General features: G+C 34.3%; 23 protein-coding genes. 4 read left to right on the top strand and 19 right to left on the bottom strand.

Translation table 11 applies throughout. From position 1 onward, the window contains the following. Positions 1-5 precede the first annotated feature (5 nt). The 8 genes from G3A47_RS16050 to G3A47_RS16085 all read right to left on the bottom strand — a co-directional run bounded on the left by G3A47_RS16050 (position 6) and on the right by G3A47_RS16085 (position 5,120). The gene (locus G3A47_RS16050; protein ID WP_166924134.1) at positions 6-527 is read right to left on the bottom strand and encodes a hypothetical protein; all 522 of its coding nucleotides are present in this window, start codon (positions 525-527) and stop codon (positions 6-8) included. A gap of 157 nt (positions 528-684) precedes the next feature. Beyond that, a complete protein-coding gene (locus tag G3A47_RS16055; RefSeq protein WP_208328373.1) occupies positions 685-1,230 on the bottom strand; it encodes a hypothetical protein in 546 nt (181 codons plus the stop codon). Next, positions 1,223-1,399: a hypothetical protein gene (locus tag G3A47_RS16060; protein WP_166924136.1), complete on the bottom strand. Its 177-nt coding sequence runs from the start codon at positions 1,397-1,399 to the stop codon at positions 1,223-1,225. The genes G3A47_RS16055 and G3A47_RS16060 overlap by 8 nt, the downstream gene beginning before the upstream one ends. A 103-nt stretch (positions 1,400-1,502) precedes the next feature. Next, positions 1,503-1,895 (bottom strand): hypothetical protein, encoded by a 393-nt coding sequence (locus tag G3A47_RS16065; protein WP_166924137.1) that lies wholly within the window; start codon positions 1,893-1,895, stop codon positions 1,503-1,505. A 111-nt stretch (positions 1,896-2,006) separates the two neighbouring features. Further along, on the bottom strand, positions 2,007-2,516 hold the full coding sequence (locus G3A47_RS16070; protein WP_166924139.1) for a hypothetical protein: 510 nt from the start codon (positions 2,514-2,516) through the stop codon (positions 2,007-2,009). Between the two features lie 3 nt (positions 2,517-2,519). Continuing rightward, positions 2,520-3,239, bottom strand: coding sequence for a hypothetical protein (locus G3A47_RS16075; protein WP_166924141.1), 720 nt, complete (start codon positions 3,237-3,239; stop codon positions 2,520-2,522). Between the two features lie 277 nt (positions 3,240-3,516). Then, a complete protein-coding gene (locus G3A47_RS16080) occupies positions 3,517-4,710 on the bottom strand; it encodes a hypothetical protein (RefSeq protein ID WP_166924143.1) in 1,194 nt (397 codons plus the stop codon). An 83-nt stretch (positions 4,711-4,793) separates the two neighbouring features. After that, positions 4,794-5,120 (bottom strand): hypothetical protein, encoded by a 327-nt coding sequence (locus G3A47_RS16085; protein ID WP_166924145.1) that lies wholly within the window; start codon positions 5,118-5,120, stop codon positions 4,794-4,796. A 597-nt stretch (positions 5,121-5,717) separates the two neighbouring features. Between G3A47_RS16085 and G3A47_RS16090 the strand changes: the two genes are divergently transcribed. Continuing rightward, on the top strand, positions 5,718-7,634 hold the full coding sequence (locus tag G3A47_RS16090; protein WP_166924155.1) for a DUF294 nucleotidyltransferase-like domain-containing protein: 1,917 nt from the start codon (positions 5,718-5,720) through the stop codon (positions 7,632-7,634). Between the two features lie 3 nt (positions 7,635-7,637). After that, positions 7,638-8,234 (top strand): 3'-5' exonuclease, encoded by a 597-nt coding sequence (locus tag G3A47_RS16095; protein WP_166924157.1) that lies wholly within the window; start codon positions 7,638-7,640, stop codon positions 8,232-8,234. A 51-nt stretch (positions 8,235-8,285) separates the two neighbouring features. On the opposite strand, the gene acs is transcribed toward G3A47_RS16095, so the two are convergent. The 7 genes from acs to G3A47_RS16130 form a co-directional block, all read right to left on the bottom strand. Next, positions 8,286-10,193: an acetate--CoA ligase gene (acs, locus tag G3A47_RS16100; protein WP_166924159.1), complete on the bottom strand. Its 1,908-nt coding sequence runs from the start codon at positions 10,191-10,193 to the stop codon at positions 8,286-8,288. Positions 10,194-10,655: 462 nt separating this feature from the next. Next, positions 10,656-12,125, bottom strand: coding sequence for a ketol-acid reductoisomerase (gene ilvC / locus G3A47_RS16105; protein WP_166924161.1), 1,470 nt, complete (start codon positions 12,123-12,125; stop codon positions 10,656-10,658). Positions 12,126-12,168: 43 nt separating this feature from the next. After that, positions 12,169-12,690, bottom strand: a complete 522-nt coding sequence (ilvN, locus tag G3A47_RS16110) for an acetolactate synthase small subunit (protein WP_166924163.1) — start codon at positions 12,688-12,690, stop codon at positions 12,169-12,171. Positions 12,691-12,766: 76 nt separating this feature from the next. Next, positions 12,767-14,455, bottom strand: a complete 1,689-nt coding sequence (gene ilvB / locus G3A47_RS16115) for a biosynthetic-type acetolactate synthase large subunit (RefSeq protein ID WP_166924165.1) — start codon at positions 14,453-14,455, stop codon at positions 12,767-12,769. 168 nt (positions 14,456-14,623) lie between these two features. Next, the gene (ilvD, locus tag G3A47_RS16120; RefSeq protein WP_166924167.1) at positions 14,624-16,297 is read right to left on the bottom strand and encodes a dihydroxy-acid dehydratase; all 1,674 of its coding nucleotides are present in this window, start codon (positions 16,295-16,297) and stop codon (positions 14,624-14,626) included. Positions 16,298-16,564: 267 nt separating this feature from the next. Then, positions 16,565-17,683, bottom strand: a complete 1,119-nt coding sequence (gene leuB, locus G3A47_RS16125) for a 3-isopropylmalate dehydrogenase (RefSeq protein ID WP_166924169.1) — start codon at positions 17,681-17,683, stop codon at positions 16,565-16,567. Positions 17,684-17,722: 39 nt separating this feature from the next. Beyond that, positions 17,723-18,898, bottom strand: coding sequence for a 2-isopropylmalate synthase (locus tag G3A47_RS16130; protein ID WP_166924171.1), 1,176 nt, complete (start codon positions 18,896-18,898; stop codon positions 17,723-17,725). Between the two features lie 156 nt (positions 18,899-19,054). Between G3A47_RS16130 and G3A47_RS16135 the strand changes: the two genes are divergently transcribed. Beyond that, positions 19,055-20,599 (top strand): hypothetical protein, encoded by a 1,545-nt coding sequence (locus tag G3A47_RS16135; protein WP_166924172.1) that lies wholly within the window; start codon positions 19,055-19,057, stop codon positions 20,597-20,599. Positions 20,600-20,717: 118 nt separating this feature from the next. Here the strand turns inward: G3A47_RS16135 and G3A47_RS16140 are convergent, their stop codons facing one another. Continuing rightward, positions 20,718-22,373, bottom strand: coding sequence for a M1 family metallopeptidase (locus G3A47_RS16140; protein WP_166924174.1), 1,656 nt, complete (start codon positions 22,371-22,373; stop codon positions 20,718-20,720). 169 nt (positions 22,374-22,542) lie between these two features. Between G3A47_RS16140 and G3A47_RS16145 the strand changes: the two genes are divergently transcribed. Then, the gene (locus G3A47_RS16145; RefSeq protein ID WP_166924176.1) at positions 22,543-23,241 is read left to right on the top strand and encodes a carbohydrate-binding family 9-like protein; all 699 of its coding nucleotides are present in this window, start codon (positions 22,543-22,545) and stop codon (positions 23,239-23,241) included. Between the two features lie 276 nt (positions 23,242-23,517). Here G3A47_RS16145 and hisIE read toward each other — a convergent pair whose 3' ends face one another. The 3 genes from hisIE to hisA form a co-directional block, all read right to left on the bottom strand. Next, a complete protein-coding gene (hisIE, locus tag G3A47_RS16150) occupies positions 23,518-24,117 on the bottom strand; it encodes a bifunctional phosphoribosyl-AMP cyclohydrolase/phosphoribosyl-ATP diphosphatase HisIE (RefSeq protein WP_166924178.1) in 600 nt (199 codons plus the stop codon). Positions 24,118-24,208: 91 nt separating this feature from the next. Beyond that, positions 24,209-24,964, bottom strand: coding sequence for an imidazole glycerol phosphate synthase subunit HisF (hisF, locus tag G3A47_RS16155; RefSeq protein ID WP_166924180.1), 756 nt, complete (start codon positions 24,962-24,964; stop codon positions 24,209-24,211). A gap of 109 nt (positions 24,965-25,073) precedes the next feature. After that, a complete protein-coding gene (hisA, locus tag G3A47_RS16160) occupies positions 25,074-25,820 on the bottom strand; it encodes a 1-(5-phosphoribosyl)-5-[(5-phosphoribosylamino)methylideneamino]imidazole-4-carboxamide isomerase (protein WP_166924182.1) in 747 nt (248 codons plus the stop codon). Positions 25,821-25,878 lie beyond the last annotated feature (58 nt).

Here is a 25,878-nt window from a genome sequence, read left to right on the forward strand (position 1 = left end):
CTGGATTAATTAAATAACGGAACTTTTTTCAAGTCCGAGGTTGATAAATATTTTTTCAAATCGGCTTTTAAATCACGTCTTGTTATAACGTAATAACAGCCAATCACTAAAGGAACAGTTGTAACTTGTCTTACTTTTAATAACTCGTTAATTGTCTCTTTTTCATTTTCGAAATTAGACATTGGTTCAGTTATCCAAGTGTACCAAGGAGCGTCTTTTGTCTGCTTATTTGTTCCTAACCAAACCGCTAAAGATTCTGCTATGTTATGAACTTCTTTACGAGGTGTAATTTTGTTCAATTCGATTTCTTTTGTCATTGGGTTAGAAACAGCAATTTTTAAATCTTTTTCTGCATCTTCTAAAGCTTTTTCCTCAGCATCTTGTGTGAATTTAGCATACCATTTTTTCAATAATGGATAACACACAATGATACCAACACACAAAAGCCAGTATTTTTGCAGAAAATCAAAGAGCCAAACAGTATTGGCTTGGCTCTTTGTTCTATTAACTATCTCTCTTTGAGCCATAATTATTTTTTCTTGAATAATTTATAAGCTAAAAATCCTGCTAAAGCAACTAATACAACATTTGCAATAGTCTTATTGTTTGCGTAAAAAAGTTTGATTTTATCTAACATCTTGTTTAAATTTTGAATTAATAATTTCTATCGTTTTGGGCGTTTGTTTAGACTGTAACGCTGTAAACAGTATAAAAAAAAAGTAGTACTGGAATAATCAAATAATTGAATCTGAATTTCTTTTTAGCCGTTACAGTAACACTTGCAAGATTATAATCTCCCATAATATCAATAGCATCCTGAATGTCTGAATCGTAAATTAAATTATGATCGGGAGCGCATTCGTGCTTAATAATTGCCCTTGCAATAATCATGTAAAACTTTGCATCTACAATTTTGATTGTTTGGTCAGGGTCTAAACCGACAGCTTTTGAAATAACCTCAATATACTTTTGCGTATCATTTTCAAATGGGGGTGCATATTCGGTTATAAGCTTTCTTACGGTATTTTTTCCCTTATCAATATCGTTTGTCAAATCTCGCAACATGGCACGAATACCATATTTTACTTCTGTAAACTGCTCAAAATGTTTGTCTGTATTTTGTGCATTTGGTATTTTTCCCTGCCAAGCGATATTTGTCAAAACCAAGTTACCCGGATTGTTATTTCGAATACCTCGTGTTAACTCTTTTCTGCCTAAATAACTACTCATTTTCTTCTATAGTTAAAGGTTTCGCAGGGGTTTCAGGTTCATCTTTTCCGAAATCTAACTTGCTTAATTCATCCGATACAACCTGAATACCTTTTAAAATAGCGGTTACAACCGCACCGTACTTTACGATAATACCAATTATCGAAACAATTCCTTTCAAATTTTTCATGACTTATTTTGTTTTAATTGTTTTCTTTTTTCTAAATGCTCTTTGAGTAAATCGACCCCCTCATGTAGTATAAGAGGGAGGAACTTTAATATGAACTTAAACATTAGTTCGAACGAATAAATGTACCTGCGTAACCGCCATTTTTCGCACGTGGATTAATTACAAACGCCATGCTGTCAATTACCACTTTACCGCCGTTTTTCTGCATTGTTCCCCAATGAAATGATTGAACACCAGTTTTAGTATTAGTAAACGTGCATGCTACAGAACCAAACCAACCTTTTTCTGAAAGATTTGATTTTGTCGTGGTTACACATTTGATTGCAATCAATTCTCCTTTAGACAATCTCCAACCTGTTGTTAAGTGTTGTTCAACACCTTTATTAGGCCCTGAAACTGGCATATAAGTAGTGTACTTTGCGCCTGAATGCTTCACGCTTTGTTGTTTATTATTGTTGTAATTCTGATTATTAGAATTCTTTCTATTTTGTGCCATTACTTTATAATGTGTTTAATTAATAATATGATTTCAGCCAGTTTTTTTACTATGATTACTGCCGAATCTATCAGAAATACAATAAGATAGATTCGATAGTAATTTTTCGGCTTACGATCTTTTTCGAGCAACTCTTCTTCCTGAATTATTGCTATCACGTCTTAAAAACCAAATCAATGCAATAAGACCAGCGACAGCACCTAAGACAATTTTCCAGTTTCTCTCAAACCAAACCTTAATAGTTGAACTCACTACAGTAGCACCAACCTGACCTGAACCCTGAACAAAACCAGTACTTAAACCGTCATTAATTCCAGTTGTTACAGCTTTTGCAAAAATATTAGCGCCTGCACCAGCGACAGCACCAACCGTATTTGCTGAACTTTGTTCTAAAGCTTTTGTTTGAGCATTCCAATAATCAGCTTCCGCTTGTTTTCCTTCTGCTTCCGCTTTCTTAGCAAGTTTTTTCGCTTCGACAGCATCAGTAACTTTTCCAATTACTTGCTGTGCAATTTCACCAACGCCTGGAACAAAACCAACGGCAGTAGTCGCAACTTTTACCAAGTTTTTAAACGAGACATTTTTCTTAATGGATTGACCAATTTTTTTAAAGAATCCCATATTTTACACAGTTTTTAAACATCTTACGACGAAATTAATAATTGAGCCTTGCGACTTATTGATTTCGATACCAACAACAGCCACTAAAGGCAAGGTTAATCTATCCGTTAACCCCTGAACAACTTTTCCATCTGAAAGCACAGCTTGGATAGGGTCAATATCACGGCTTAAAGTCTGCAATTCAAAAGGAAGATACTTAACCACTTGACCGTTTGAGTATTGGTAAGACAAATCACTTACTGAATTATCAACAGTCATGACAGCCAAGTCAAACCCTTGAACATCAATTTTTTTGTTGAACTCCTCAGAAGCAACAGATTTTTGTTCGAAGAAATACAAATTGTTTGTTTGCTGTGGTTCTTCAATACCGTGCAAATCATAGCGTTTACCTGCAATCAAATCTTCAAGAGTAATTTTAATACTCTCTTTATCTGCAAGATAAATTGAGCCTTCGTCTGCTAATTCACACAATGCAATCATGGCATTATCAGCATCGGATTGAGTGTTTTCTGTTCCGTAAGTACTTGCTAAAATGAAATCTTTAAGCAAAACTTTATTTGCTAAAATGACATTCGAACCGTTTCCACGTTCAATGTAAATACTGATTTTTTCAGTAGTTAAGGCTGATAAAGCCACATCACTCGAAAGAATCAAAGCACCGATTGCTTTTGTTACTTGTAATTCTGGCGATTTTGTAACGCCTGTAATAGTTGCAATTTTCATTTGTTATAAATTTTATTTGTTTAAATTTCTTTCACAAAGGTTATTGCAACTATTATTTGACGTTCCCTAAAATTCCCTATTTTTCCCTATTTTTCCCTAATTTTCCCTATAATATGCCATAGTTTATTAGGTCTTGAACCGTTAAATAGTTCCTTTTTAAAGCAAGAGAATCAATAATTGTTTGATATTCTTTGCAAGCAGTTTTATAGCTTAATTCAAGAATATGCATTAACTGGGTTTTAGTTACTTTTTGGCTTGCATTCTGTGTTTTCATGGCTTATAAAAATAAAAGTTGGTGTTCGTGGAATAATTCAAAGTCAAAATCATTTACTAATTTTTCCTTTGTTCTAAACTCATGCATATAGAAATGTAACTTGTTTCTGAACCAATTTATAAGTGGTTTTTCAGTAATCATGTCTAAATCCTCAAGTAAAAGATTTAGAGCAACGATATAAGATATATCCTGATTGTTTGCGTAATATTCTCTAAATAGAGATTTTGCAAGACGTTTTTTAATGGTTGTGGAAGAAAGAACAACCTTTTTCAAGCGTTTGATTATAGGATTAAACTTGGTAATTTGGGATTGTAAAAAATCAAAATCAAACAAAACTATTTGCTTTTCTTTATTGATTTGACTTTTGCCAGTGTTCTCACGAAGTTCAAAAAAACCTTTATTTGCAATTTTCAACAACTCATAAAGATTTGCTTTATCAAAAACACCCCAAGTCATTGCTTGACTGATATTTATATCTCCTTTCGAATGTTCGTTTAATCCTCTAAAAAACGCTGAATTTAACTGATATTCAAAACGCCAAACATTGTCGTTTTTCAAACCATTATTTGCGTAATATTCGTTTATATATGGCTTTTCAGTTAATTGCAAAGACAGCGTTTTATTATAGCATCGTATTATTTTGTCTGATGTTCTTTTTCCTATTTGGAAACCGTTAAGTATTGATTTTCCTTTGTACGTTTCAAAATAGCTTTGTAAATTTTTCGGACGACCTGAAATAAGGTAGTTGCCTGCAACCACATTACTATATAAATTACGGTAAGAATTGTTGATATCAGACTTGTCAAGGCATATATCCAGTCTATTAACAGACTTAAATAAGTAGTTCGTTTCATCGCAAAAAGCATTTATGACACCTTTTAAAGCGTCGTTAGATAATGTATAAAATAGATTGTTTTCAAACTGAAGCTGTGCAAATTGTTCGCTCATAATTGCAGAACGTGGTTTTGCTGTATAAATACCGATTTTTAAATCTTCATAATATAGGTCTGCTCTTAGCTCAAAAATCTTAGTTCCGTATTCATAAGGTTTTAAACGAAACTTTGAATGTTCAGGAAATTCTCCAAACGGCTGACCCTCTAAATTGATAATTAAGTAGTCTATATTTATAAGAGTAGGTTTTAAATTATTGTTTTTAAATTTGGTTTGGGCTTGATGCCTTTCTCTATATGAAATCATTGTTTTTAGTAGGTTTTGAGTGAGTTAGTTGCCGTTATACCCTACGGCAACAATTGAAAAATCGAAAGGGGAGTAGCAAAAAATTAATTTTCCGAATCCTGCCAAAGTGAATAATGATTTTTTGGTAAATCATGTATTGTAAATTCTTTCTTTGATATTGCCTCAGTTATTTTCTTTTCGACTTCAAAAAATTTCTGCTGATAATTTGAAATCTGAGAATTAAAAAAAACATTAATCTGCTGACCAACATTTTTAATTTCTCTCATTGTAAAATCATGCTGATACTTTAGTCCAAGTAAATCGACAGTCTCTACAGGATTTTTTGAATACTCATTTAAATCATGATTTAATCCCGACAATTCCAAAAGCAAATTTTCTCGTTTTTGGATTAAAAGTAAAATTGTAGACATATATTAAGGTACTAGAAGATTATGTTTAAGCAGTTTTGAAATAAGCGTTTTCTGAGAATTGCAGTAAAAAATAAATTCGTGAACGCAAAAAGATTGAGTTACTATAAAGCAATCCGTACAAACTTTAATTGTAATTCCTATATTTGAACCACGGATTCTTAGAAATAATGTTTTAAACTTTAAATGTGAAGTTTTGCAAAATGGTCGCATTTTTTTCAAAAATGTTTTTGCATTAAAGTTTGTGTGGCGCATCTTGTTTAATTCTACAAGTAATAGCGTGTAATTCTCTAAAGAAGATCGTTTTAAAGCCATTTGATATAGTTAATAAGTTATATCACAAATGAACTATAATTTATATTATGTAAAATAGAATTTTTGAGAACTCTTCTCAACATCTTGTTTACAGATTGATCGTGAAAAGATTTTGACCTGCATAATGATATACTTCACTGTCATCGCTTTAAAATAAAAAATAAGAAAAATCAGGGCTATCAAATCAGATATCGGTAGATTTATTTAAAATCATGAAGTTGCTTTCGTTGTAAGAGTTTATTTTATTATTTTTACATTCGATACTTTAAAAAAACTATCAAACTTATGAATACAATTGCTGAGCATATTGCAGATTTTTTAAAAGAATATCAGCCGTTTAAAAATCTGACTTTTCAGGAACTATCAGATATTGCGATCAATATTCGTGTTATTAATTTAGAAAAACACGCAGTATTATTTCAAAATAATGATGTGCTGCACGATAGTTTTTATGTGGTTGCTTCGGGTGTTATAAATTTAACAACCATTGCAGATGCTGAGGAAACAATTATAAATAAATGTAATGAAGGTGATATTTTTGGCTTGCGTCCTTTTTTTGCCAAAAATAACTATATGATGTCTGCCAAAGCGCGCGAAGAAAGTATTGTTTATGCGATACCAATTGCTGTTTTCAGACCTTTTGTTGCTAACAATTCGGATGTTTTGAACTTTTTGTTGGAAAGTTTTGCAACCAATTCAAGGCATACCAAAGACAACGTTAGTTCTAACGGAAAAGCGATTTCTGACACTTCTTTTTATGTAGATCAGCAGTCGGAAATGCAATATATTCAATCTCTTACCTATAATAATTCGCCATTAAAAACAGAGGCGCATCATATTGTAAAAGATGTTGCAATTTTAATGACGGAATCAATGGTTGATAATATCGTAGTTTGTGAAAAGAATCACCCGATTGGTATTGTAACTGATGCTGATTTGTCTTCTAAAATTGCAACAGGCCGCTTTCCTATTACAGAAACTATTGACAAAATCATGTCATCACCGGTTGTGACGGTATTAGAAAATGTTTCTTTGGCTGAAGCGCAATTATTAATGTTAAAACATAATGTTACTCATTTGTGTGTAACAAAAGATGGTACAAGTAAATCTGCTGTTCGTGGAATTATTTCTGAACACGATTTAATTGTGGCTCAGGCTAGTAATCCTGGAGTGTTAATCAAGGAAATTAAGCGTTCACAGCTTCCAAAAGATTTAAAACAAATACGAGATCGTTTGTCTGATCTTATTCAGAATTCGATTCAGAAGAATATTCCGATTTCGCATGTTAGTAATATTGCAAGTGAAATTAATTTGGCCATTATCAAGCGATCAGTTGAATTGTCGATTTTAGATTTAGGCTCACCTCCTGCTCGATTTGCATGGTTAAGTATTGGTAGTCAGGGACGTAAGGAGCAACTTTTGCTTACAGATCAGGATAGTATTTTGATATTTGAAGATGTGACAGCCGATAAATACAGAGATGTAAAAGATTACTTTTTAAGATTAGCAAAAAGAACTACGGCTATCTTAGAAAAAGTAGGTTATGAACTTTGTCCAAATGGACATATGGGGAGTAATATGCTTTGGTGTAAGTCACTGACAGACTGGACAAAACAGTACAACAGTTGGATGAATACTCCAGGTGAAAACAGTAATGATCTTAGTAGCATTTTCTTTGATTATGAGATTGTTTTTGGTGAACCAAAAATTGAGGAGGCTATAGAAAATGTTATTTTTAAAAATGCAGTAAACAATACCTTGTTTTTTGATTTCTTAGGGAATGATGCTTTGAAAAGAAACTCTCCTCTGAGTTTTTTCAAAAAATTCCTTATAGAAGAAGATGGTCCGCATAAAGGAATGTTTGATATAAAAACCCGTGCGTTAATGCCTTTGATTGATGGAGCACGTTTATTAATTTTGAATTCAAATATAAAAGGAATTCAAAATACGTATTTAAGATTTAAACAATTGGCTATAACGGATTCAAAAAATGCTGAGATTTACTTGAGCTGTGCTGAAGCGTTTTTAATACTATCAAAATTCAGAACAGTTGAAGGGTTACGTAATGATGATTCCGGGCAATATATCAATTTAAAAGAAATGTCTAAAACCGATAAAGAAAAAATGAAAAATGCTTTGTCGCCAATGAAAGATCTTGAAGAATTAATTAAAAGTAAATTTCAACTTACACAATTCTCTTAATATATGTTAGACTGGCTTAAAAATATTAATAAAGAGTATCCTGAATTCTGGAAAGAGTATCTGATTAAATTCGAAACCAAACCAAACCGGTTTGTAGTTTTGTCTACAGAAACGTCCGGCTTGAATCCGAATAAGGATGTGATTTTGTCTTTAGGAGCTTTTTCTGTAGTCGACGACAGTATTCATATTAAGGATAACTTTGAATCTGTTTTATTGCAGTATAAATTTTTACAGGATAATGGGCTTTCAAATGAATTTATCATTGAAAGTAAAATGATTAAAATGCCCGAGCCTGAAGCCATTGAAGCTTTTATCAATTTTCTGGGCAATGCCGTTTTGGTTGGGCATCATATTAATTTTGATTTGGAAATGCTAAACAGTGCCCTAGAACGTTTAGATTGTGGAAGACTTAAAAACGAAGCATTAGATGTAGATATGATGTACAGAAAATTAATGGATATCAATGACAAACAGTTTTCGTTAGATGATTTATGCGATATCTATAAAATTCCAAAAAGTGACAGAAACTCTTCTGCAGAAGATGCTTATCGGATTTCATTATTGTTTTTAAAATTAAAATCCAGATTGGGAATTAAATAAAAAAATGCCTCTTAATTTTAAGAGGCATTTTTTTATCTATTTCTGAGATTGTTATACTTTTTCTTTTGTAATTTCATCTACGATTTCCGGATTTAATAGTGTTGAAGTGTCTCCAAAACTAGAGAAATCTCCTTCTGCAATTTTACGTAAAATTCTACGCATAATTTTTCCTGAACGTGTTTTTGGTAAACCGGAAACAAATTGAATTTTGTCTAATTTAGCAATTGGTCCAATATGATCTGAAATATACTGATTGATTTCCTTGCTTAAATTGGCTCTGTCTCTGTATTCTCCGGTTTCTTTTAAGATAACAAAACCATATAAAGCATTTCCTTTGATATCATGTGGGAATCCAACAATAGCAGATTCTGCCACTGCAGGATGCTCATTAATTGCATCTTCAATTGGAGCTGTTCCTAAATTATGACCGGAAACAATCACAACATCATCTACTCTACCTGTGATTCTGTAGTAACCTACCTCGTCTCTTAAAGCTCCGTCTCCGGTAAAATATTTCCCTGGAAAAGCAGAGAAATAAGTGTCTTTATAACGTTGGTGATCTCCCCAGATCGTTCTGGCAATTCCTGGCCAAGGAAATTTAATACATAAACTGCCCACTACCTGATTGCCTTCAATCTCATTGCGTTTTTCGTCCATCAAAACAGGTTGAATTCCCGGTAATGGTAAAGTGGCATAAGTTGGTTTTGTAGGGGTCACAAAGGCAATTGGCGAAATCATAATTCCACCAGTTTCTGTTTGCCACCAGGTATCAACAACCGGACATCTCTTGTCTCCAACGTGGTCATTAAACCAGTGCCAAGCTTCTTCATTTATTGGCTCTCCAACTGACCCGATTACCTTAAGTGATTTTAACGGGTATTTTTGAATGTAATCTAAGCTTTCTTTTGCTAAGGCACGAATTGCTGTTGGTGCAGTATAAAACTGAGTTACTTTGTGCTTCTCGATAGTATCCCAAAAACGACTGAAATCAGGATATGATGGTACACCTTCAAAAATGACTGTTGTTCCACCGTTTAATAATGGTCCATATAAGATGTACGAGTGTCCTGTAATCCAACCGATATCTGCGGTACACCAGAAAATATCATTTTCTTCGTGATTGAATACGTTTTTAAAAGTATAGGCAGTATAAACCATGTAACCGGCTGTCGTATGCACCATCCCTTTTGGTTTTCCTGTTGATCCCGAAGTATAAAGGATAAACAAAGGATCTTCGGCATCCATGATTTCAGCAACACTATTGTCTAAGGCGGCATCTAATAAAGGTTGTAACCAGATGTCGCGTCTTTCCTTCATTTTAATATCTGTCTGTGTTCTTTTGGCAACTAAAACTTTTTCAACAGATGGGCAAGTTTCCAGGGCTTCATCAACAATTCCTTTTAGGTCAATTGTTTTGTTTCCTCTGTAACCACCGTCTGAAGTAATGACCATTTTACATTCACAATCATTAATTCTTGCTGCTACCGCTGATGCTGAAAATCCTGCAAAAATTACCGAATGTATAGCTCCAATTCTGGCACATGCTAACACTGCAACGGCTAGTTCAGGAATCATTGGTAAATAGATACAAACACGGTCTCCTTTGCGAACGCCTTGCTCACGCAACACGTTTGTCATTTTAGATACACGTTCGTATAATTCATTATAGGTTATATGTATAGCGTTTTCTGATGGATCGTTTGGTTCAAAAATGATCGCTGTTTTTTCGCCTCTTTTACTTAAGTGTCTGTCGATACAGTTTTTTGTAATATTGACCTTAGCTCCGGTAAACCATTTTACTTCTGCTTCGCCCATATTAAAATCAACTACTTTTTCCCATTGTTGGTACCAAGTAAAATTTTCTTCGGCAATTTTACCCCAAAATTTTCTTGGTTCTCTTATTGACTTATTGTAATGCTTAAAATATTGTTCTAAATTTTCAATTTTATAATAACTCATGTTTGATGGAATTTTTTTTTATAAATGTATTAAATCTGTACGTATTCTTAAAATTATTTAATTTATAAATTCTAGTATAAAAAAACACATAGTGAAAAAAATACTGCTTTTTTATAGGTTTTATTTAAAAATATAGGTTTTATGGCAAAACTACGCCATAAAAAAGGCACAATAAATTAATATCATGCCTTTTCGTTTTAACAATTTCAATAACAATTAATTTTTTTGTAATTCTGCATTACAATGCTTTTTTCTGTTTTGAAAATAGCAGCATCCTGATTAATTAATATAGAAATCGATACAAGTATATTTATTGCTAAACATACCCCATTAATTGGGATTACTTTTACCTAACCTGAGTTGAGTAAGTACAATATGCATCTATATCCATATTATCTTAATAAATGCTTACTAATTCAAAATATTACGTAAAACAGAGATACAGTGCAAAACCCCAATTTATTATCCAATTTTTTTCATTGCCGTCATAGATTCTCTCAACCATGCTCCTACTTCTTCAATAGGGTGTTGGCGAATTTCTCTATTTACCGCAATTAGAACAGCATTATCTACTCCGTTTGAAGTTGAGAATGGTTTTCCAATTATGTTTGTTTCAACTTTTTTCATAAATTCAGTCAACAATGGTTTACAGGCGTGGTCAAATAAATAACAACCGTATTCTGCTGTGTCTGAAATAACACGATTCATTTCGAATAATTTTTTTCTTGCAATAGTATTCGCAATTAATGGCAATTCGTGTAATGATTCGTAGTAAGCAGATTCTTCGATAATACCAGCTTCTGTCATGGTTTCGAAAGCAAGTTCTACTCCCGCTTTTACCATTGCAATCATTAATACTCCATTATCAAAATATTCTTGTTCAGCAATTGGAGCCTCTTGTGGAGCTGTTTTTTCAAAATTAGTTTCTCCGGTTGCGGCTCTCCATTTCAACAAGTTAACATCGTCATTAGCCCAGTCTGCCATCATCGTTCTGGAGAATTCTCCTGAAATAATATCGTCCTGATGTTTTTGGAACAATGGACGCATAATGTCTTTTAATTCTTCAGCCAATTCGTAAGCTTCGATTTTTGCAGGATTAGAAAGGCGGTCCATCATATTGGTGATTCCTCCATGTTTCAAGGCTTCTGTGATTGTTTCCCAGCCGTATTGAATTAGTTTTGAAGCGTATGCGGCATCAATTCCTTTTTCAACCATTTTATCAAAACATAAAATAGAACCGGTTTGCAACAAACCGCAAAGAATGGTTTGTTCTCCCATTAAATCTGATTTTACTTCAGCCACGAATGATGATTTTAAGACTCCCGCTTTATGACCACCTGTACCTACTGCATATGCTTTTGCCTGATCTAAACCAACACCATTTGGATCATTTTCAGGGTGAACAGCAATAAGGGTTGGTACACCAAAACCTCTTTTGTATTCTTCACGAACTTCAGAACCGGGACATTTAGGGGCACACATAATTACAGTGATATCCTTACGAATTTGCATTCCTTCTTCTACAATATTGAATCCGTGAGAGTAAGATAAAGTAGAACCATTTTTCATTAAGGGCATAATTGCTGTAACAACAGCGGTATGTTGTTTATCCGGAGTAAGGTTACAAACTAAATCGGCAGTTGGAATTAATTCCTCATAAGTCCCTACTTTAAAACCATTTTCTGTAGCATTTTTGTAAGAAGCTCTTTTTTCAGCGATTGCATCAGCACGAAGGGCGTATGAAATATCTAATCCGGAATCTCTCATGTTTAAACCTTGATTTAAACCTTGTGCACCACAACCCACAATTACAACTTTTTTTCCGGCCAATGCTGCAATTCCATCAGCAAATTCTGATTGCTCCATAAATTCGCAAACGCCTAATTGTTCTAATTGTAATCTAAGTGGTAGTGTATTGAAATAATTTGCCATTTTTTTAATAATATTTAATGAATGTGTAATTTAATAATTGATACTATTTAAGTGCTTCTAACATTGTTGATATTTCCATTTTCTCTTTAGAAACGGATATTCTGCCCGAACGTACAAACTGCATTATACCGTAAGGCTTGATTTTTTCATATAGTTCTTCAATTTCAGAACGTCTTCCTGATTTTGAAATCACAAAGAAGTCACGGGATACTGTTACAATTGTTGCTTGACTTTCTTTGATGATATTCTGAATTTGCTTTTCATCAAATAGCAGATTGGAAGCTATTTTAAACAAAGCATTTTCTAAATAGATGGTTTCTTCATCGGTGTGATAAAATGCTTTAATAACCTCAATTTGTTTTTCGATTTGTCCGACAATATTTCGAACCCATTTTTCGGTTGTGTTCACCACAATTATGAATCTTGAAACATTCTCAATTTCTGATTCTGAAACATTTAAGCTTAATATGTTAATGTGACGCTTTAAGAATATTCCAGAGATTCTGTTTAACAAGCCCACGTTATTTTCCGAGTATACCGATATGGTAAATGTTTTATCTTCCATTTTGTTTTGTTTAAAGTTTTTCTTTCTTTCAAGTCTCCTGTTGTTAAACCTGAAACTTGAAACCTGAAACTTTTTTTTAGCTTAATCTAATATGAGAAACACATGCTCCCGTTGGAATCATTGGAAATACATTATTTTCTTTCTCTACCATAACTTCTAAAAAGTAAGAATTCTTTGAAGCCAGCATTTCGGCTATAGCTGCATCTAAATCTTCACGTTCGGTGACTTTTTTAGATTTAATATGATATCCTTCAGCAATTGCTACAAAATTTGGATTGATCATTTTTGTTGATGCGTATCTGTTATCAAAAAACAATTCCTGCCACTGGCGTACCATTCCGAGGAATTCGTTATTTAACACAACAATTTTCACAGGAACTTGTGTCTGAAAAATGGTTCCTAATTCCTGAATGTTCATCTGGAAACCACCATCACCAATAATAGCAACAACTTCACGCTCCGGCTTTCCCATTTTGGCACCAATTGCGGCTGGCAAAGCAAAGCCCATTGTTCCCAGACCTCCGGAAGTAATATTACTTTTTGTCGAATTAAATTTGGCATAACGACAGGCAAACATTTGATGTTGTCCAACATCTGAAACGATAATCGCATCCCCTTTCGAGTGTTTGTTAATCATTTCAATGGTTTCTCCCATAGAAATTCCCTTGTTGTTTGTTGGTTTTAGTTCCTCATCAATAACCGAATCAAATTCGATTTTGTATTTTTCTTTGAATACGTTATGCCAAGCATCATGTGCTTTTTCATCGATTAAAGGCAATAAAGCATTTAGTGCTTCTTTTACATTTCCTAAAACGGCAACTTCTGTTTTTACATTTTTATCTACTTCTGCCGGATCAATTTCAAAATGAATCACTTTTGCCTGTTTGGCATAGGTTTTCAAATCTCCTGTTACACGGTCGTCAAAGCGCATTCCCAATGCAATTAAAACATCACATTCGTTAGTCAATAAGTTAGGACCATAATTTCCGTGCATTCCTAACATTCCAACATTTAAAGGATGGTCGGTAGGCAAAGCTGAAAGCCCTAAAATGGTCCATCCTGCAGGAATTCCGGACTTTTCGATGAATGCTTTTAACTGTGCTTCAGCCTCTCCAAGAATAATCCCTTGTCCAAAAACAATAAACGGTTTTTTAGCGCTATTGATTAAAGCGGCAGCTTCAGCGACTTTTTCCAATTTTAATTTTGGAACCGGTGTGTAACTTCTGATGCCTGTACATTTCTCATAGCTAAATTCAAACTCATCAAATTGAGCGTTTTTAGTAATATCGATCAAAACTGGTCCGGGACGACCCGAACGCGCAATGAAAAAGGCTTTTGCTATGATCTCAGGAATTTCTGAGGCTTCTGTAATCTGATAATTCCATTTTGTTACCGGAGTTGAAATTCCGATAATATCGGTTTCCTGAAAAGCATCAGAACCCAATAAATGTTTTCCCACCTGACCCGTGATACAGATCATTGGTGTTGAATCAATTTGTGCATCGGCAATTCCGGTAACCAAATTGGTTGCTCCTGGCCCTGAAGTAGCAATTGCCACTCCTACTTTTCCTGTAGCTCTTGCATATCCTTGAGCTGCATGTGTTGCACCTTGTTCGTGACGCACCAGAACATGGTGCAATTGATCTTGGTATTTGTATAATTCATCGTAAACCGGCATTATAGCTCCTCCCGGATATCCATAAATTAAGTCTACTCCTTCTTCTAATAAACATCTTATAACGGCTTCTGCCCCTGATATTCTCATCGTGTATCTTTTTTTCAAAAATCGGTTTCAATTCTGGAAAGCAAGCTCAATTACAATGTCAAAAAAACAATTTCAATTTTCTGGTTGAAATTTGTTTTTACTATTTTTATTGTTATTGAGACTTTTTTTTGGTATTGAAATGTCTTTTTTGATATTGTTATTGAATAATTATTTATCGGTAACGCAACCTGTTGAGGCGCTTGAAACCGATCTTGCGTATTTCAGTAATACTCCTTTTGAAGCTTTTAGAGGCGGTTGAATCCAACTCGCTTTTCTGGCTGCAAATTCGGCATCGGATATTTTGAGATCGATGGTGTTTTTTACTGCATCAATGGCAATTAAATCACCATCATTAACCAGTGCAATACCGCCACCATCATATGCTTCCGGTGTTATGTGTCCTACCACAAAGCCATGTGAACCTCCGGAGAATCTACCGTCTGTAATCAGAGCAACGCTATTTCCTAGTCCGGCTCCAATAATAGCAGAGGTAGGTTTTAGCATTTCGGGCATTCCCGGACCACCTTTTGGTCCACAATACCTAATGACGACTACATCTCCCGGTTTTACTTTTCCGGCCTGAATACCAGGAATTACATCAAATTCGCTTTCAAAAACAACTGCTGTTCCTTGAAAAAACTCTCCTTCTTTCCCACTTATTTTGGCAACACAACCTTCAGCAGCAAGATTTCCGTACAAAATCTGAATATTTCCGGTTGGTTTCAGCGCTTTCTGAATTTCATGAATAACTTCTTGTCCGTCGTGTAAATCCGGGACGCCAGCTAAGTTTTCTGCTACTGTTTTTCCTGTTACGGTTAAACATTCGCCATGAATTAATCCTTCTTTAAGCAGGTATTTTAAAACAGCGGGAACTCCTCCAACTGCATGTAAATCTTCCATCATATATTTACCACTTGGCTTTAAATCTGCCAATACCGGTGTTCTGTCGCTAATTTTTTGAAAATCAGTTAAAGTAATTTCAACATCAACCGAATGCGCCATGGCAATTAAGTGCATTACTGCGTTTGTCGAACCTCCCAAAACTGCTACTAGTGTAATTGCATTTTCAAAAGCTTCACGTGTCATGATATCTCTTGGTTTGATATCTTTCTCTAACAAAACTCTAATAGCTTTTCCTGCATCTAGACATTCTTGCTTTTTCTCTTCGCTTAAAGCCGGATTTGAGGAACTGTATGGTAAGCTCATTCCTAAAGCTTCAATTGCCGATGACATGGTGTTTGCTGTATACATTCCGCCACAAGCACCGGCTCCCGGACATGCATTTTGAATAACACCTTTATAATCTTCCGGAGAAATAGTATTATTGAATTTTTTTCCTAGCGCTTCAAAAGCAGAAACAATATTCAGAGATTCACCTTTCCATTTTCCGGAATGAATTGTTCCGCCATAAACCATAATCGCAGGACGATTTACTCTACCCATTGCGATCAGAGCTCCCGGCATATTTTTATCACAACCCGGAATTGCAATTAAGCTGTCGTACCATTGCGCTCCCATAACAGTTTCAATAGAATCTGCAATTACATCACGGGAAACTAAAGAAAAACGCATACCGTCAGTACCGTTAGAAATTCCGTCACTTACACCAATGGTATTAAAAATAAGTCCGACCAGATTTGCATCCCAAACACCTTTTTTAACATCTTTTGCTAAATCATTCAAGTGCATGTTGCATGTATTACCATCGTAACCCATACTCACAATACCCACTTGTGCTTTTTTTAAATCTTCTTCAGTTAAACCAATACCGTACAACATGGCTTGCGCTGCAGGTTGTGTCTGATCTTGAGTGATGGTTTTGCTGTACTTATTTAATTCCATTTATGTAATTTTTATTTAAATTTTATCCAAAAAAAAACCTTCCAGTATTTGGAAGGTTTCTAATATATTTTTTCAATTATATCTATACCATTCCTCCTGCAGATGTGTTAATCACATTGACAGCAACAATAGAAATAATAATAATTGAGATTTGCATCTTTTCTTTTTTTAGTTTCACAAAACTATAAAAACTTAAAGAACTAAAAAAATAAAATCTCAACAATTTTAATGCTTATTGTTGTTTTTTATATTGTTTTAATAGAAATACTAAACAATTGTCGATTGCCCTATATGAACGTTGTCATTATTGAAATAAAGCAAGTCGTCTTTGCTTAAAATAAAATTGGAAACAAACTCCCCTACTTCGTTTGTACCGAATTTTGAATCTGCTTTTAGATCTGTTGTGACTACTTTAAATTCAATTGCTTTCTCAACCGCCTGATATACCACATTGGCTTCTTTATACAATCCGAAATGTTCTAATAACATTGCAGCCGATAAAATAGAGGCGATTGGATTGGCAATATTTTTTCCTTTTGCCTGTGGGTAAGAACCGTGAATAGGCTCAAACAGTGCATTTTTTTCACCTAAAGAAGCCGAAGCCAATAAACCAATAGAACCTGTAATAACGCTTGCTTCATCAGATAAAATATCACCGAACAAATTCTCTGTCAAAATCACATCAAATTGTTTTGGATTTAAAATAATCTGCATTGCAGCATTATCTACAAATAAGAAGTCTAAAGCCACATCCGGATAACTTCCTCCAATTTTCTGAACGACTTTTCTCCACAATCTTGAGGTCTCCAAAACATTTGCTTTGTCAACCATTGTTAGTTTTTTGCGACGATTTTGTGCTGCTTTAAAAGCTAAATGTGCAATTCGGGTGATTTCTTCTTCTGAATATTCGCATAAATCGGAAGCGTGTGTTCCTTCTTCATTTAACGTTTTTGCTCCAAAATAAGCTCCACCTGTTAATTCTCTGAAAATAGTAAAATCAGCGCCTTCGATAATTTCTCTTTTTAAAGGAGAAGCATCAACCAATGATTTATAAGGTTTAATCGGACGGATATTGGCAAACAACCCCAGTTCTTTACGCAGTTTCAATAATCCCTGCTCCGGACGTACTTTTGCATTTGGATTATTATCATATTTTGGATCTCCAATTGCTCCAAACAAAACGGCATCTGTATTCAGACACAGATTGAGTGTTTGTTCTGGCAAAGGATTTCCTGTTTTGTCGATAGCGATTGCTCCCATAAGCGCTTCTTCAAAAACAAATTCATGATTATACACCTCGCCTATGGCGTGTAAAGCTTTTTTGGCTTGTAAAATTACTTCTGGTCCGATACCATCTCCCGGTAAAACTGCTATTTTCAAATTCATAACGTCTCGTTCTTTATGTATTTAAATTTTTTCTTTTCTTTAATTTCTGATTAAGTCTCCCTCAATCTTAGAAGCTTCAATGATTTGATGAATATCGATATCTAATACTTCTTTTTTGATATCGGCAAATTTTAAAAACTCAACATATACAATATCTAATTGTGTTTTAGTAAGTTCATAACCAACTTTTTTAGCACGATAAGCCAATGCTGCTCTACCGCTTCTTGCTGTTAATATGATAGAGGATTCATTAACGCCAACATCAAGTGGGTCCATGATTTCATAAGTTGCTCTGTTTTTGATTACTCCATCCTGGTGAATACCGGAACTGTGAGCAAAAGCGTTAGCACCAACGATGGCCTTATTAGGCTGAACGATCATTCCCATGCTTTCAGAAACTAAACGGCTCATTTCGTTTAGCTCTCTGGTATTGATATTGGTATCTAAATTCAGGTACGGATGCTGTTTGAAGATCATAACTACTTCTTCTAATGCTGTATTACCCGCTCTTTCTCCGATACCATTTATAGTACATTCAATTTGTCTTGCTCCATTTATTGCTCCTGCAATTGAGTTTGCAGTGGCCATTCCTAAATCATTATGACAGTGGCAGGAAAGGATTACGTTTTCGATTCCTTTTACATTTTCTTTTAAATATTTGATTTTTGCACCGTACTCTTCAGGTAAACAATAACCTGTAGTGTCCGGAATGTTTAATACAGTTGCTCCCGATTTTATAACTTCTTCGCAAACTTTTGCAAGGAAAGCGTTATCTGTTCTACCTGCATCTTCAGCATAAAATTCTACATCTTCAACATAAGATTTTGCATGTGCTACGGCATATTTCGCTCTCGCTATAATATCTTCTCTGGTTGTATTTAATTTATGGAGTATGTGAGATTCTGATGTTCCGATTCCGGTATGGATTCTTGGTTTTTTAGCATGTTTTAAGGCAGCTGCAGCAACATCAATGTCGTTTTTTACGGCTCTTGTTAGTCCGCAGACGGTAGCATTTTCTACAATTTTACAAATCTCAGAGACCGATAAAAAATCGCCCGGACTTGACACAGGAAAACCTGCTTCAATGATGTCAACTCCCATCTTATCAAGTCTTTCTGCGATAACTAATTTTTGTTTCGTATCTAACTTACATCCCGGGACCTGCTCACCATCACGCAAAGTGGTGTCAAAAATTTGAACTTTCTCTCTATTCATAATTCATTTATTTAATGTAATTTCACATCTTGATAACAAATATATGTTGTACTACTTCTGTATGAAATTCATTTTAATGAGATTATACTGTTTATAAAACAATCTATATGCTTTTAAATAATTAAAAATCAATAAGTTACATTATTATATTTTACAATGGCTAACCATCAAAAAGATTTCTTATTTGTTCTGATCAAATCACTTTCAAAATCTGAAAAAAGACAGTTTAAAATTTTTGCAAGTCGTTTGGAAACGAGTTCAAATACAAAATTTATTGAATTGTTTAATATTTTAGACAAGTCTGAGACCTATGATGAAAAACTCATTCTCAAGAGCGGAATCATAAAAAAGGTGCAGTTATCTAACTTAAAATCATATTTATACAAGCAGATACTGGTGAGTATACGATTGAATATTCCAAGTCAGAACATTCGTTACCAGTTGCGTGAACAGATTGATTTTGCTGTTATTCTTTATAATAAAGGGCTTTATAAACAGAGTTTAAAGATTTTAGACAAAACAAAAATTCTGGCACTGGAGAATGACGAAAAATATATGGCGTATGAGATTGTTGAATTCGAAAAACTTATAGAATCACAGTATATCACCAGAAGTATTCAGGGACGTGCAGATGAATTGGTTGTGCAGGCCAAAGAATTAAACTATCGCAATACGATTTCAAGCAAATTATCGAATTTATCGCTGCAATTATACGGAATCATGCTTAAAACGGGTTACGTAAAAAGTGATGAAGAGTATAAATATATAGACGATTACTTTAATAAACATATTGCTAAGTTAGACGAGTCTAAGTTTGGTTTCCGTGAAAAGTATTGGTTTTATAATGCCAATCTTTGGCGTAGTTTCCTGGTACAGGATTTTCTTGCCAGTTACAAGTATGCTTATAAATGGGTAACCTTGTTCTACGATAATCCCAATATGATTTATCTGAATCCTGTATTTTTTCTAAAAGGGAATCATTATTTTTTAGAGTCGCTTTATATGCTAAAGCATAAATCGAATTTCAAGAAGTATTTAGCGCTTTTAGAAGAGACTATTCAGGATCCTAAGTTTCCTGTAAATGATAATATTGCATCATTATCTTTTCTGTATGTTTATAATAACAAGCTAAATCTACATATTCTGGAAGGTACTTTTGCGGAAAGCGAATACCTTATTCCTGAGATTCTGGATAAAATAAAGTTGCACAACGAACATCTTGATGAGCATCACGAGATGTTGTTCTATTATAAAATTGCCTGTATTTATTTTGGAAATGAAAAGTACAATGAAACTATATTGTATTTAGATAAGATCATAAACAATAAAAATCTAACAATGCGCGAGGATTTAATGTGTTTTGCCCGCATTTTGTCTTTAATTGTACATTATGAGTTAGGAAAAGATTATTACTTGGAGAATCATCTTAAAAATACCTATAAGTTTCTATTGAAAATGAATGATCTGCATGAAGTTCAAAAGGAGATTATTAAGTTTTTGAAAAACCTGAACAACTTTTATCCGGCAGATATTAAAAAGGAGTTCATTAAAATGAGGGCTCGTTTTATAGAACTGGAAAAAAACACCTATGAAAAAAGAGCTTTTCTGTATTTAGACATTATTTCCTGGCTCGAGAGCAAAATAGAAAACAGGAAAATTGCAGATATAATAAAGGAAAAGGCACGACTTAATAGTCGTTAAGGGCGAAATTCCAATATTTTTAAAATTCCAATTTAACTAAAAAAACTAAACCCGACAGGTTTTAAAAACCTGTCGGGTTTGATATTTATTGGAATTTGGAATTTTAAAAATTTTGAATTTAATCCACTATATTAGAAGTAGTAACATAAAAGTTTTTATCTACTACCAGTTTAGGATCTTTGCTTTCAATCTTTTCTGATTTCCACTCCTGAGTTGGTTTTAGCCAGATTTCTTTACCGTCTACGGTTACTTTTACCGGCATGTCAAACTTATTTACACAATTTGTCCAGTGGTATCCTAATTGCCCGTCTTTAAACATATATTCAAAAACCGGAATTTTGGTGCTTCTTAAATATTGATTAAAAATTTTACTCAAATCAATTCCGCTCTGTGTATTCATATAGTCTTCAATCTGTTTGGTAGTCACAGTTTGGTGATAAAAAGTACTGTTTAAACCTCTCAAAATTGATTTCCATTTGGCGTCATCATTTACAATCTGACGAATAGTATGAAGCATATTGGCTCCTTTTGGATACATATCTCCCGAGCCTTCATTATTTACTTCATAATTGCCTATGATCGGTTTGTCGTTTTGAATGTTTCTTCTGCATCCAATAACATACTCCGCTCCGGCTTCTTTACCATAATAGTATTCCACAAAAAGACTCTCTGAATAATTGGTAAAACTTTCGTGAATCCACATATCAGCAATATCTTTATAGGTAATGTTGTTAGCAAACCATTCATGGCCGGATTCGTGAATAATAATAAAGTCAAATTTCATTCCCCAGCCGGTACCACTTAAATCATTCCCCAGATAACCGTTTTTATATTCATTACCATAAGTAACAGAACTTTGGTGTTCCATACCTAAATATGGGGCTTCCACTAATTTATAACTGTCTTCATAAAACGGATAAGGTCCAAACCAGTTCTCGAATGCTTTTAGCATTTTCGGTGCGTCTTTAAAGTGTTCTTTAGCTTTGTCTAAATTATCTCTTAAAACGTAGTAACTGCAATCAAGATCTCCTTTTTCTCCTTTGTATTTCTCAGAAAAATGAACATAATCACCAATATTAATGTTTACACCATAATTGTTAATTGGATTCGCCACATACCAGTTAAAGGTTCTTGTGCCGTCTTTTTCTTTTTTAACGCCTTGTAATCTTCCGTTAGAAACATCCGTCAAATCTCCCGGTACATTCACACTAATTAACATGTTTTCTACTTCATCGTACATATGGTCTTTATTTGGCCACCAAACACTGGCGCCTAGACCCTGACAAGAGGAAGCGATGAAATCTTTTCCGTTTTTATCTTTTTTCCAGGTAATTCCTCCGTCCCAAGGTGGGTTAATAGCTTCTTTAGGTTTTCCGCCAAAAGAAACAATAATTTCTTTCTTGTCCCCTACTTTTTGGGCTGCAGTCAATTCAATGAAAAAAGCATTACCATCTCTCACAAATTTTTGCTCTTTGCCGTCTTGTGTTACTTTGTAGATCTGCATAGGCTCCTGTAGATCAATCTGCATTTTAGTACCTGCTGACAAAACGGTATAACGAATAGTGTTAGATCCTGTTATTGTTTTTTTAGAAGGATTGACTTTAACGTTCAGATGGTAATATTTCAAGTCCCACCAGGCTCTTTCTTTTGTAATGCTTCCGCGTAAGGTATCCTGATGTGTAAATGTAGTTTCAGACTTATTTAGAAGTCCTTGTGCATTGGTAGCGAAACTAATCAGAAAGGCTATGACAAAGCCTCCAAAATAATTTTTCATAGAATTAGAAATTTGTAATAAATAAGGTATTTAGGCCAGTTTAATCTTTAACAAATGTAAACATTCAGTTTAAGTTATCTTAAATTTTATGATTTCTCTTCTAAATATTTAATGTTAAAATTCATTATTCTTCTCTATTTTAGCTTTTCTAAAAAACACAACTAACTTTATGAAATCCAATTTAGTACTATTTGTTTTATCTTTTGTTTTTTCGATAACAACTTACTCCCAAACCTTTCCAATTCGCAAAACAAATCAAAAAGTAAGTATCGATGGGGATTTGTCTGATTGGAAAGTGCCTTTTCAAGGTCCATTTGTCATTCATAACTCAGGAGAAAAAGCTGCTCAGCAAACATTTGTTTCTTTTTCCTGGGATGACGAAAACCTTTATATAGCCTATCGCGCTGAAGACTCTAAAATTGTGGGATCAAAGCAGCAAAATGATTCACCAATATTTAATAGTGATGATCTGGTTGAAATTTTTATAGATCCTGACGGAGATGGACAAAATTATCTGGAAGTCGGAGTTAATGCCTTTTCAACTAATTATGATATGCTTATAAAGTGTATCTCACCTACTTGTGGTGGTTGGAATACCTCTTTATTTTTTAATCTTTCCGGTATGGAAGCGGTCAGTAAAATAACTTCGGGAGGTTTTTGTACTGAAGTAAAAATTCCGTTTTCTGCTCTGGAGACCATTCAGAATGGCAATTTTAATAAACCAAAAATAGGTACAAAATGGAAAGGAAATGTTTTTAGAATTGATTACGGTAATGTTGCTGAATATCTTGCTTTACAAGCTTATAAGAGCTCCGCTTTCGGCTTTCATCAACCAAAAGAATTTGCTGTTTTAGAGTTTGTGGAATGAAAAAGAGTTGTTTGAATTGTTTCAGGTTTCAGGTTTTTTTTTGTGATCCTTTGTGATCCTGTCATTTCGAGACACGAGAAATCATACTAGAAACTCCGTACAGCATGTTGCTAATCTTTGTCGAGCTACTGGTGTGATTTCTAGTGCCTCGAAATGACAAGCGAAGCGGTGATTAACTTTGTTTATTTGCTGTCGCTTGCTCTCCCATCGAAATGAAATGACAGGATTGTGTTTGCCATCTCACATCTCACATCTCACAACTCAACCCCATTAAACTTATTTCTGACGCTTTTTCAATACATTCACCACATCGTTGAGTTGAAAACCTTTAGCCTGCAATAAAATCAGATAATGAAAAAGTAAATCGGCACTTTCGCTCAGGAACAAATCATCGTTGTTGTCTTTGGCTTCTATGACTACTTCTACAGCTTCTTCGCCTACTTTCTGGGCAATTTTATTGATCCCTTTTTCAAATAGGGATGCTACATAACTTTTTTCGGAGTTCGCATTTTCTCTGCGAATTTTGATTGTATCCTCTAAACTGGAAATAAAACCGTAAGTCTCTTTGTTTTCTGCCTGCCAGCAGGTATCTGCTCCTGTGTGACAGGTTGGTCCGACAGGTTTTGCCTGAATTAAAAGCGTATCACCATCACAGTCGTTTTTAATGTCTACTAAGTTTAAAAAGTGACCACTCTCCTCCCCTTTAGTCCAAAGTCTTTGCTTGGATCGGCTAAAAAAAGTAACTTTTTGAGTCTCTATCGTTTTTTGAAGCGATTCTTTGTTCATATAACCCAGCATTAAAACGGCTTTCGTTTCTGAATCCTGTATTATTGCCGGAATTAAACCGTCCGTATTTTTTGTAAAATCGATGTTCATTTGATTTATGATTTTAGACTTCAGATTTTAGATTTCTGAATTCTGGTTATTTTGGAATATTTGGAATTTAAAATTTTAAAAAAATTGGAATTTAATTTCTCACTTCTATATTATTTTTAATCAGTTCTTCCTTTAAGGCTTTAATTTCTATTTCTTTAAAATGGAAAACGCTGGCAGCTAAGGCAGCATCAGCTTTTCCTATTTTAAAAGAGTCAATAAAATGCTGTATATTTCCGGCACCGCCCGAAGCAATTATCGGAATGTTTACCAGTTCGGAAAGCTTTGCCAGAGCTTCATTTGCAAATCCGTTTTTGGTTCCGTCATTGTCCATTGAAGTAAACAAGATTTCACCTGCTCCACGTGCTGCAACTTCTACAGCCCAATCGAATAAATTTAATTCAGTAGGTACTTTGCCTCCCACTAAATGTACCATCCATTGTCCGTTTATTTGTTTGGCATCGATTGCTACGACTACGCATTGACTCCCGAATTTCTGAGCCAAATCATTAATCAATTGAGGATTTTTTACGGCTGATGAATTAATGGAGACCTTATCAGCTCCATTATTCAATAGAATTTCAACATCTTCGACTGAGGAGATTCCACCGCCAACTGTAAACGGGATATTGATTTTTTCGGCAACATGACGTACCATATTCACTAACGTTTTTCTGCGTTCTTCGGTTGCGGAAATATCGAGAAAAACCAATTCATCTGCGCCTTCAGCTGAATACAATGCAGCCAGTTCCACAGGATCACCGGCATCGCGTAAATCAACAAAATTAACACCTTTTACAGTTCTTCCGTTTTTTATATCTAAACAGGGTATGATTCTTTTTGCTAACATTTTTTGTTTGTTTTGCGTTTACATTTACGTTTGCGTTCCGTGTAGAGACGCATAGTAGAGACGCACAGCAGTGCGTCTCTACGATATTTTACATTTCACATTTCACAAATTACATTTTACCAATAATATAATTCTCTAATTGTTTCATCGAAATTCGGCCTTCGTAAATGGCTTTTCCTATAATGGTTCCTTCACAGCCCAATTCGGCCAATTTGGGTAACTCTTCAAAGGTTGAAATGCCTCCGGAAGCGATCAATTTTATTCCGACTTCGTCCGATGGGACATTGCAATTCTCTAATATCTTGGTGTACAGAGCAAAACTCGGGCCTTCAAGCATTCCGTCTTTGGCAATATCGGTGCAAATAACGTATTGAATTCCTTTGCTTTGGTAATCTTGAATAAACGGAATCAAATCTTCGTTAGAGTCTTCTAACCAACCTGAAACAGCCACTTTTTCGTCTTTGGCGTCTGCTCCTAAAATAATTTTATCGGAGCCGTACTCCGAAATCCATTTTTGGAAGAGTTCTTTGTTTTTAACTGCAATACTCCCACCTGTAATTTGGTTGGCACCGCTTTCAAAAGCAATTTTCAGATCGGAATCTGCTTTTAGTCCACCCCCGAAATCAATCTTCAGTTTGGTCTTTGTTGCAATTTGCTCTAATATTTTATAATTGACAATTTTACTTGATTTAGCACCATCGAGATCTACTAAATGCAAATACTCGATGCCATGTGCTTCAAATGATTTTGCTACTTCAAGCGGATTTTCATTATAAATTATTTTGGTGTCATAATCTCCTTTGGACAAACGAACGCATTTTCCGTCAATGATGTCTATGGCAGGTATTATTCTCATTTTTAAATATTTTAGATTTTAGATCTCAGATTTTAGATTCTAAAATTGTTATTGAAGT

The sequence above is a fragment of the Flavobacterium poyangense genome (assembly GCF_011751075.1).
Lineage (GTDB): Bacteria > Bacteroidota > Bacteroidia > Flavobacteriales > Flavobacteriaceae > Flavobacterium > Flavobacterium poyangense.

Coding starts and splice junctions, on each gene's coding strand:
- G3A47_RS16050 (WP_166924134.1), bottom strand. CDS start 527: ATGGCTCAAAGAGAGATAGTTAATAGAACAAAGAGCCAAGCCAATACT.
- G3A47_RS16055 (WP_208328373.1), bottom strand. CDS start 1,230: ATGAGTAGTTATTTAGGCAGAAAAGAGTTAACACGAGGTATTCGAAAT.
- ilvB (WP_166924165.1), bottom strand. CDS start 14,455: ATGAGAATATCAGGGGCAGAAGCCGTTATAAGATGTTTATTAGAAGAA.
- G3A47_RS16135 (WP_166924172.1), top strand. CDS start 19,055: ATGGCTAACCATCAAAAAGATTTCTTATTTGTTCTGATCAAATCACTT.
- hisA (WP_166924182.1), bottom strand. CDS start 25,820: ATGAGAATAATACCTGCCATAGACATCATTGACGGAAAATGCGTTCGT.
- G3A47_RS16070 (WP_166924139.1), bottom strand. CDS start 2,516: ATGGGATTCTTTAAAAAAATTGGTCAATCCATTAAGAAAAATGTCTCG.
- G3A47_RS16085 (WP_166924145.1), bottom strand. CDS start 5,120: ATGTCTACAATTTTACTTTTAATCCAAAAACGAGAAAATTTGCTTTTG.
- leuB (WP_166924169.1), bottom strand. CDS start 17,683: ATGAATTTGAAAATAGCAGTTTTACCGGGAGATGGTATCGGACCAGAA.
- ilvN (WP_166924163.1), bottom strand. CDS start 12,690: ATGGAAGATAAAACATTTACCATATCGGTATACTCGGAAAATAACGTG.
- acs (WP_166924159.1), bottom strand. CDS start 10,193: ATGAGTTATTATAAAATTGAAAATTTAGAACAATATTTTAAGCATTAC.
- ilvC (WP_166924161.1), bottom strand. CDS start 12,125: ATGGCAAATTATTTCAATACACTACCACTTAGATTACAATTAGAACAA.
- ilvD (WP_166924167.1), bottom strand. CDS start 16,297: ATGGAATTAAATAAGTACAGCAAAACCATCACTCAAGATCAGACACAA.
- G3A47_RS16075 (WP_166924141.1), bottom strand. CDS start 3,239: ATGAAAATTGCAACTATTACAGGCGTTACAAAATCGCCAGAATTACAA.
- G3A47_RS16090 (WP_166924155.1), top strand. CDS start 5,718: ATGAATACAATTGCTGAGCATATTGCAGATTTTTTAAAAGAATATCAG.
- G3A47_RS16140 (WP_166924174.1), bottom strand. CDS start 22,373: ATGAAAAATTATTTTGGAGGCTTTGTCATAGCCTTTCTGATTAGTTTC.
- G3A47_RS16065 (WP_166924137.1), bottom strand. CDS start 1,895: ATGGCACAAAATAGAAAGAATTCTAATAATCAGAATTACAACAATAAT.
- hisIE (WP_166924178.1), bottom strand. CDS start 24,117: ATGAACATCGATTTTACAAAAAATACGGACGGTTTAATTCCGGCAATA.
- G3A47_RS16080 (WP_166924143.1), bottom strand. CDS start 4,710: ATGATTTCATATAGAGAAAGGCATCAAGCCCAAACCAAATTTAAAAAC.
- G3A47_RS16095 (WP_166924157.1), top strand. CDS start 7,638: ATGTTAGACTGGCTTAAAAATATTAATAAAGAGTATCCTGAATTCTGG.
- G3A47_RS16060 (WP_166924136.1), bottom strand. CDS start 1,399: ATGAAAAATTTGAAAGGAATTGTTTCGATAATTGGTATTATCGTAAAG.
- G3A47_RS16130 (WP_166924171.1), bottom strand. CDS start 18,898: ATGAATAGAGAGAAAGTTCAAATTTTTGACACCACTTTGCGTGATGGT.
- hisF (WP_166924180.1), bottom strand. CDS start 24,964: ATGTTAGCAAAAAGAATCATACCCTGTTTAGATATAAAAAACGGAAGA.
- G3A47_RS16145 (WP_166924176.1), top strand. CDS start 22,543: ATGAAATCCAATTTAGTACTATTTGTTTTATCTTTTGTTTTTTCGATA.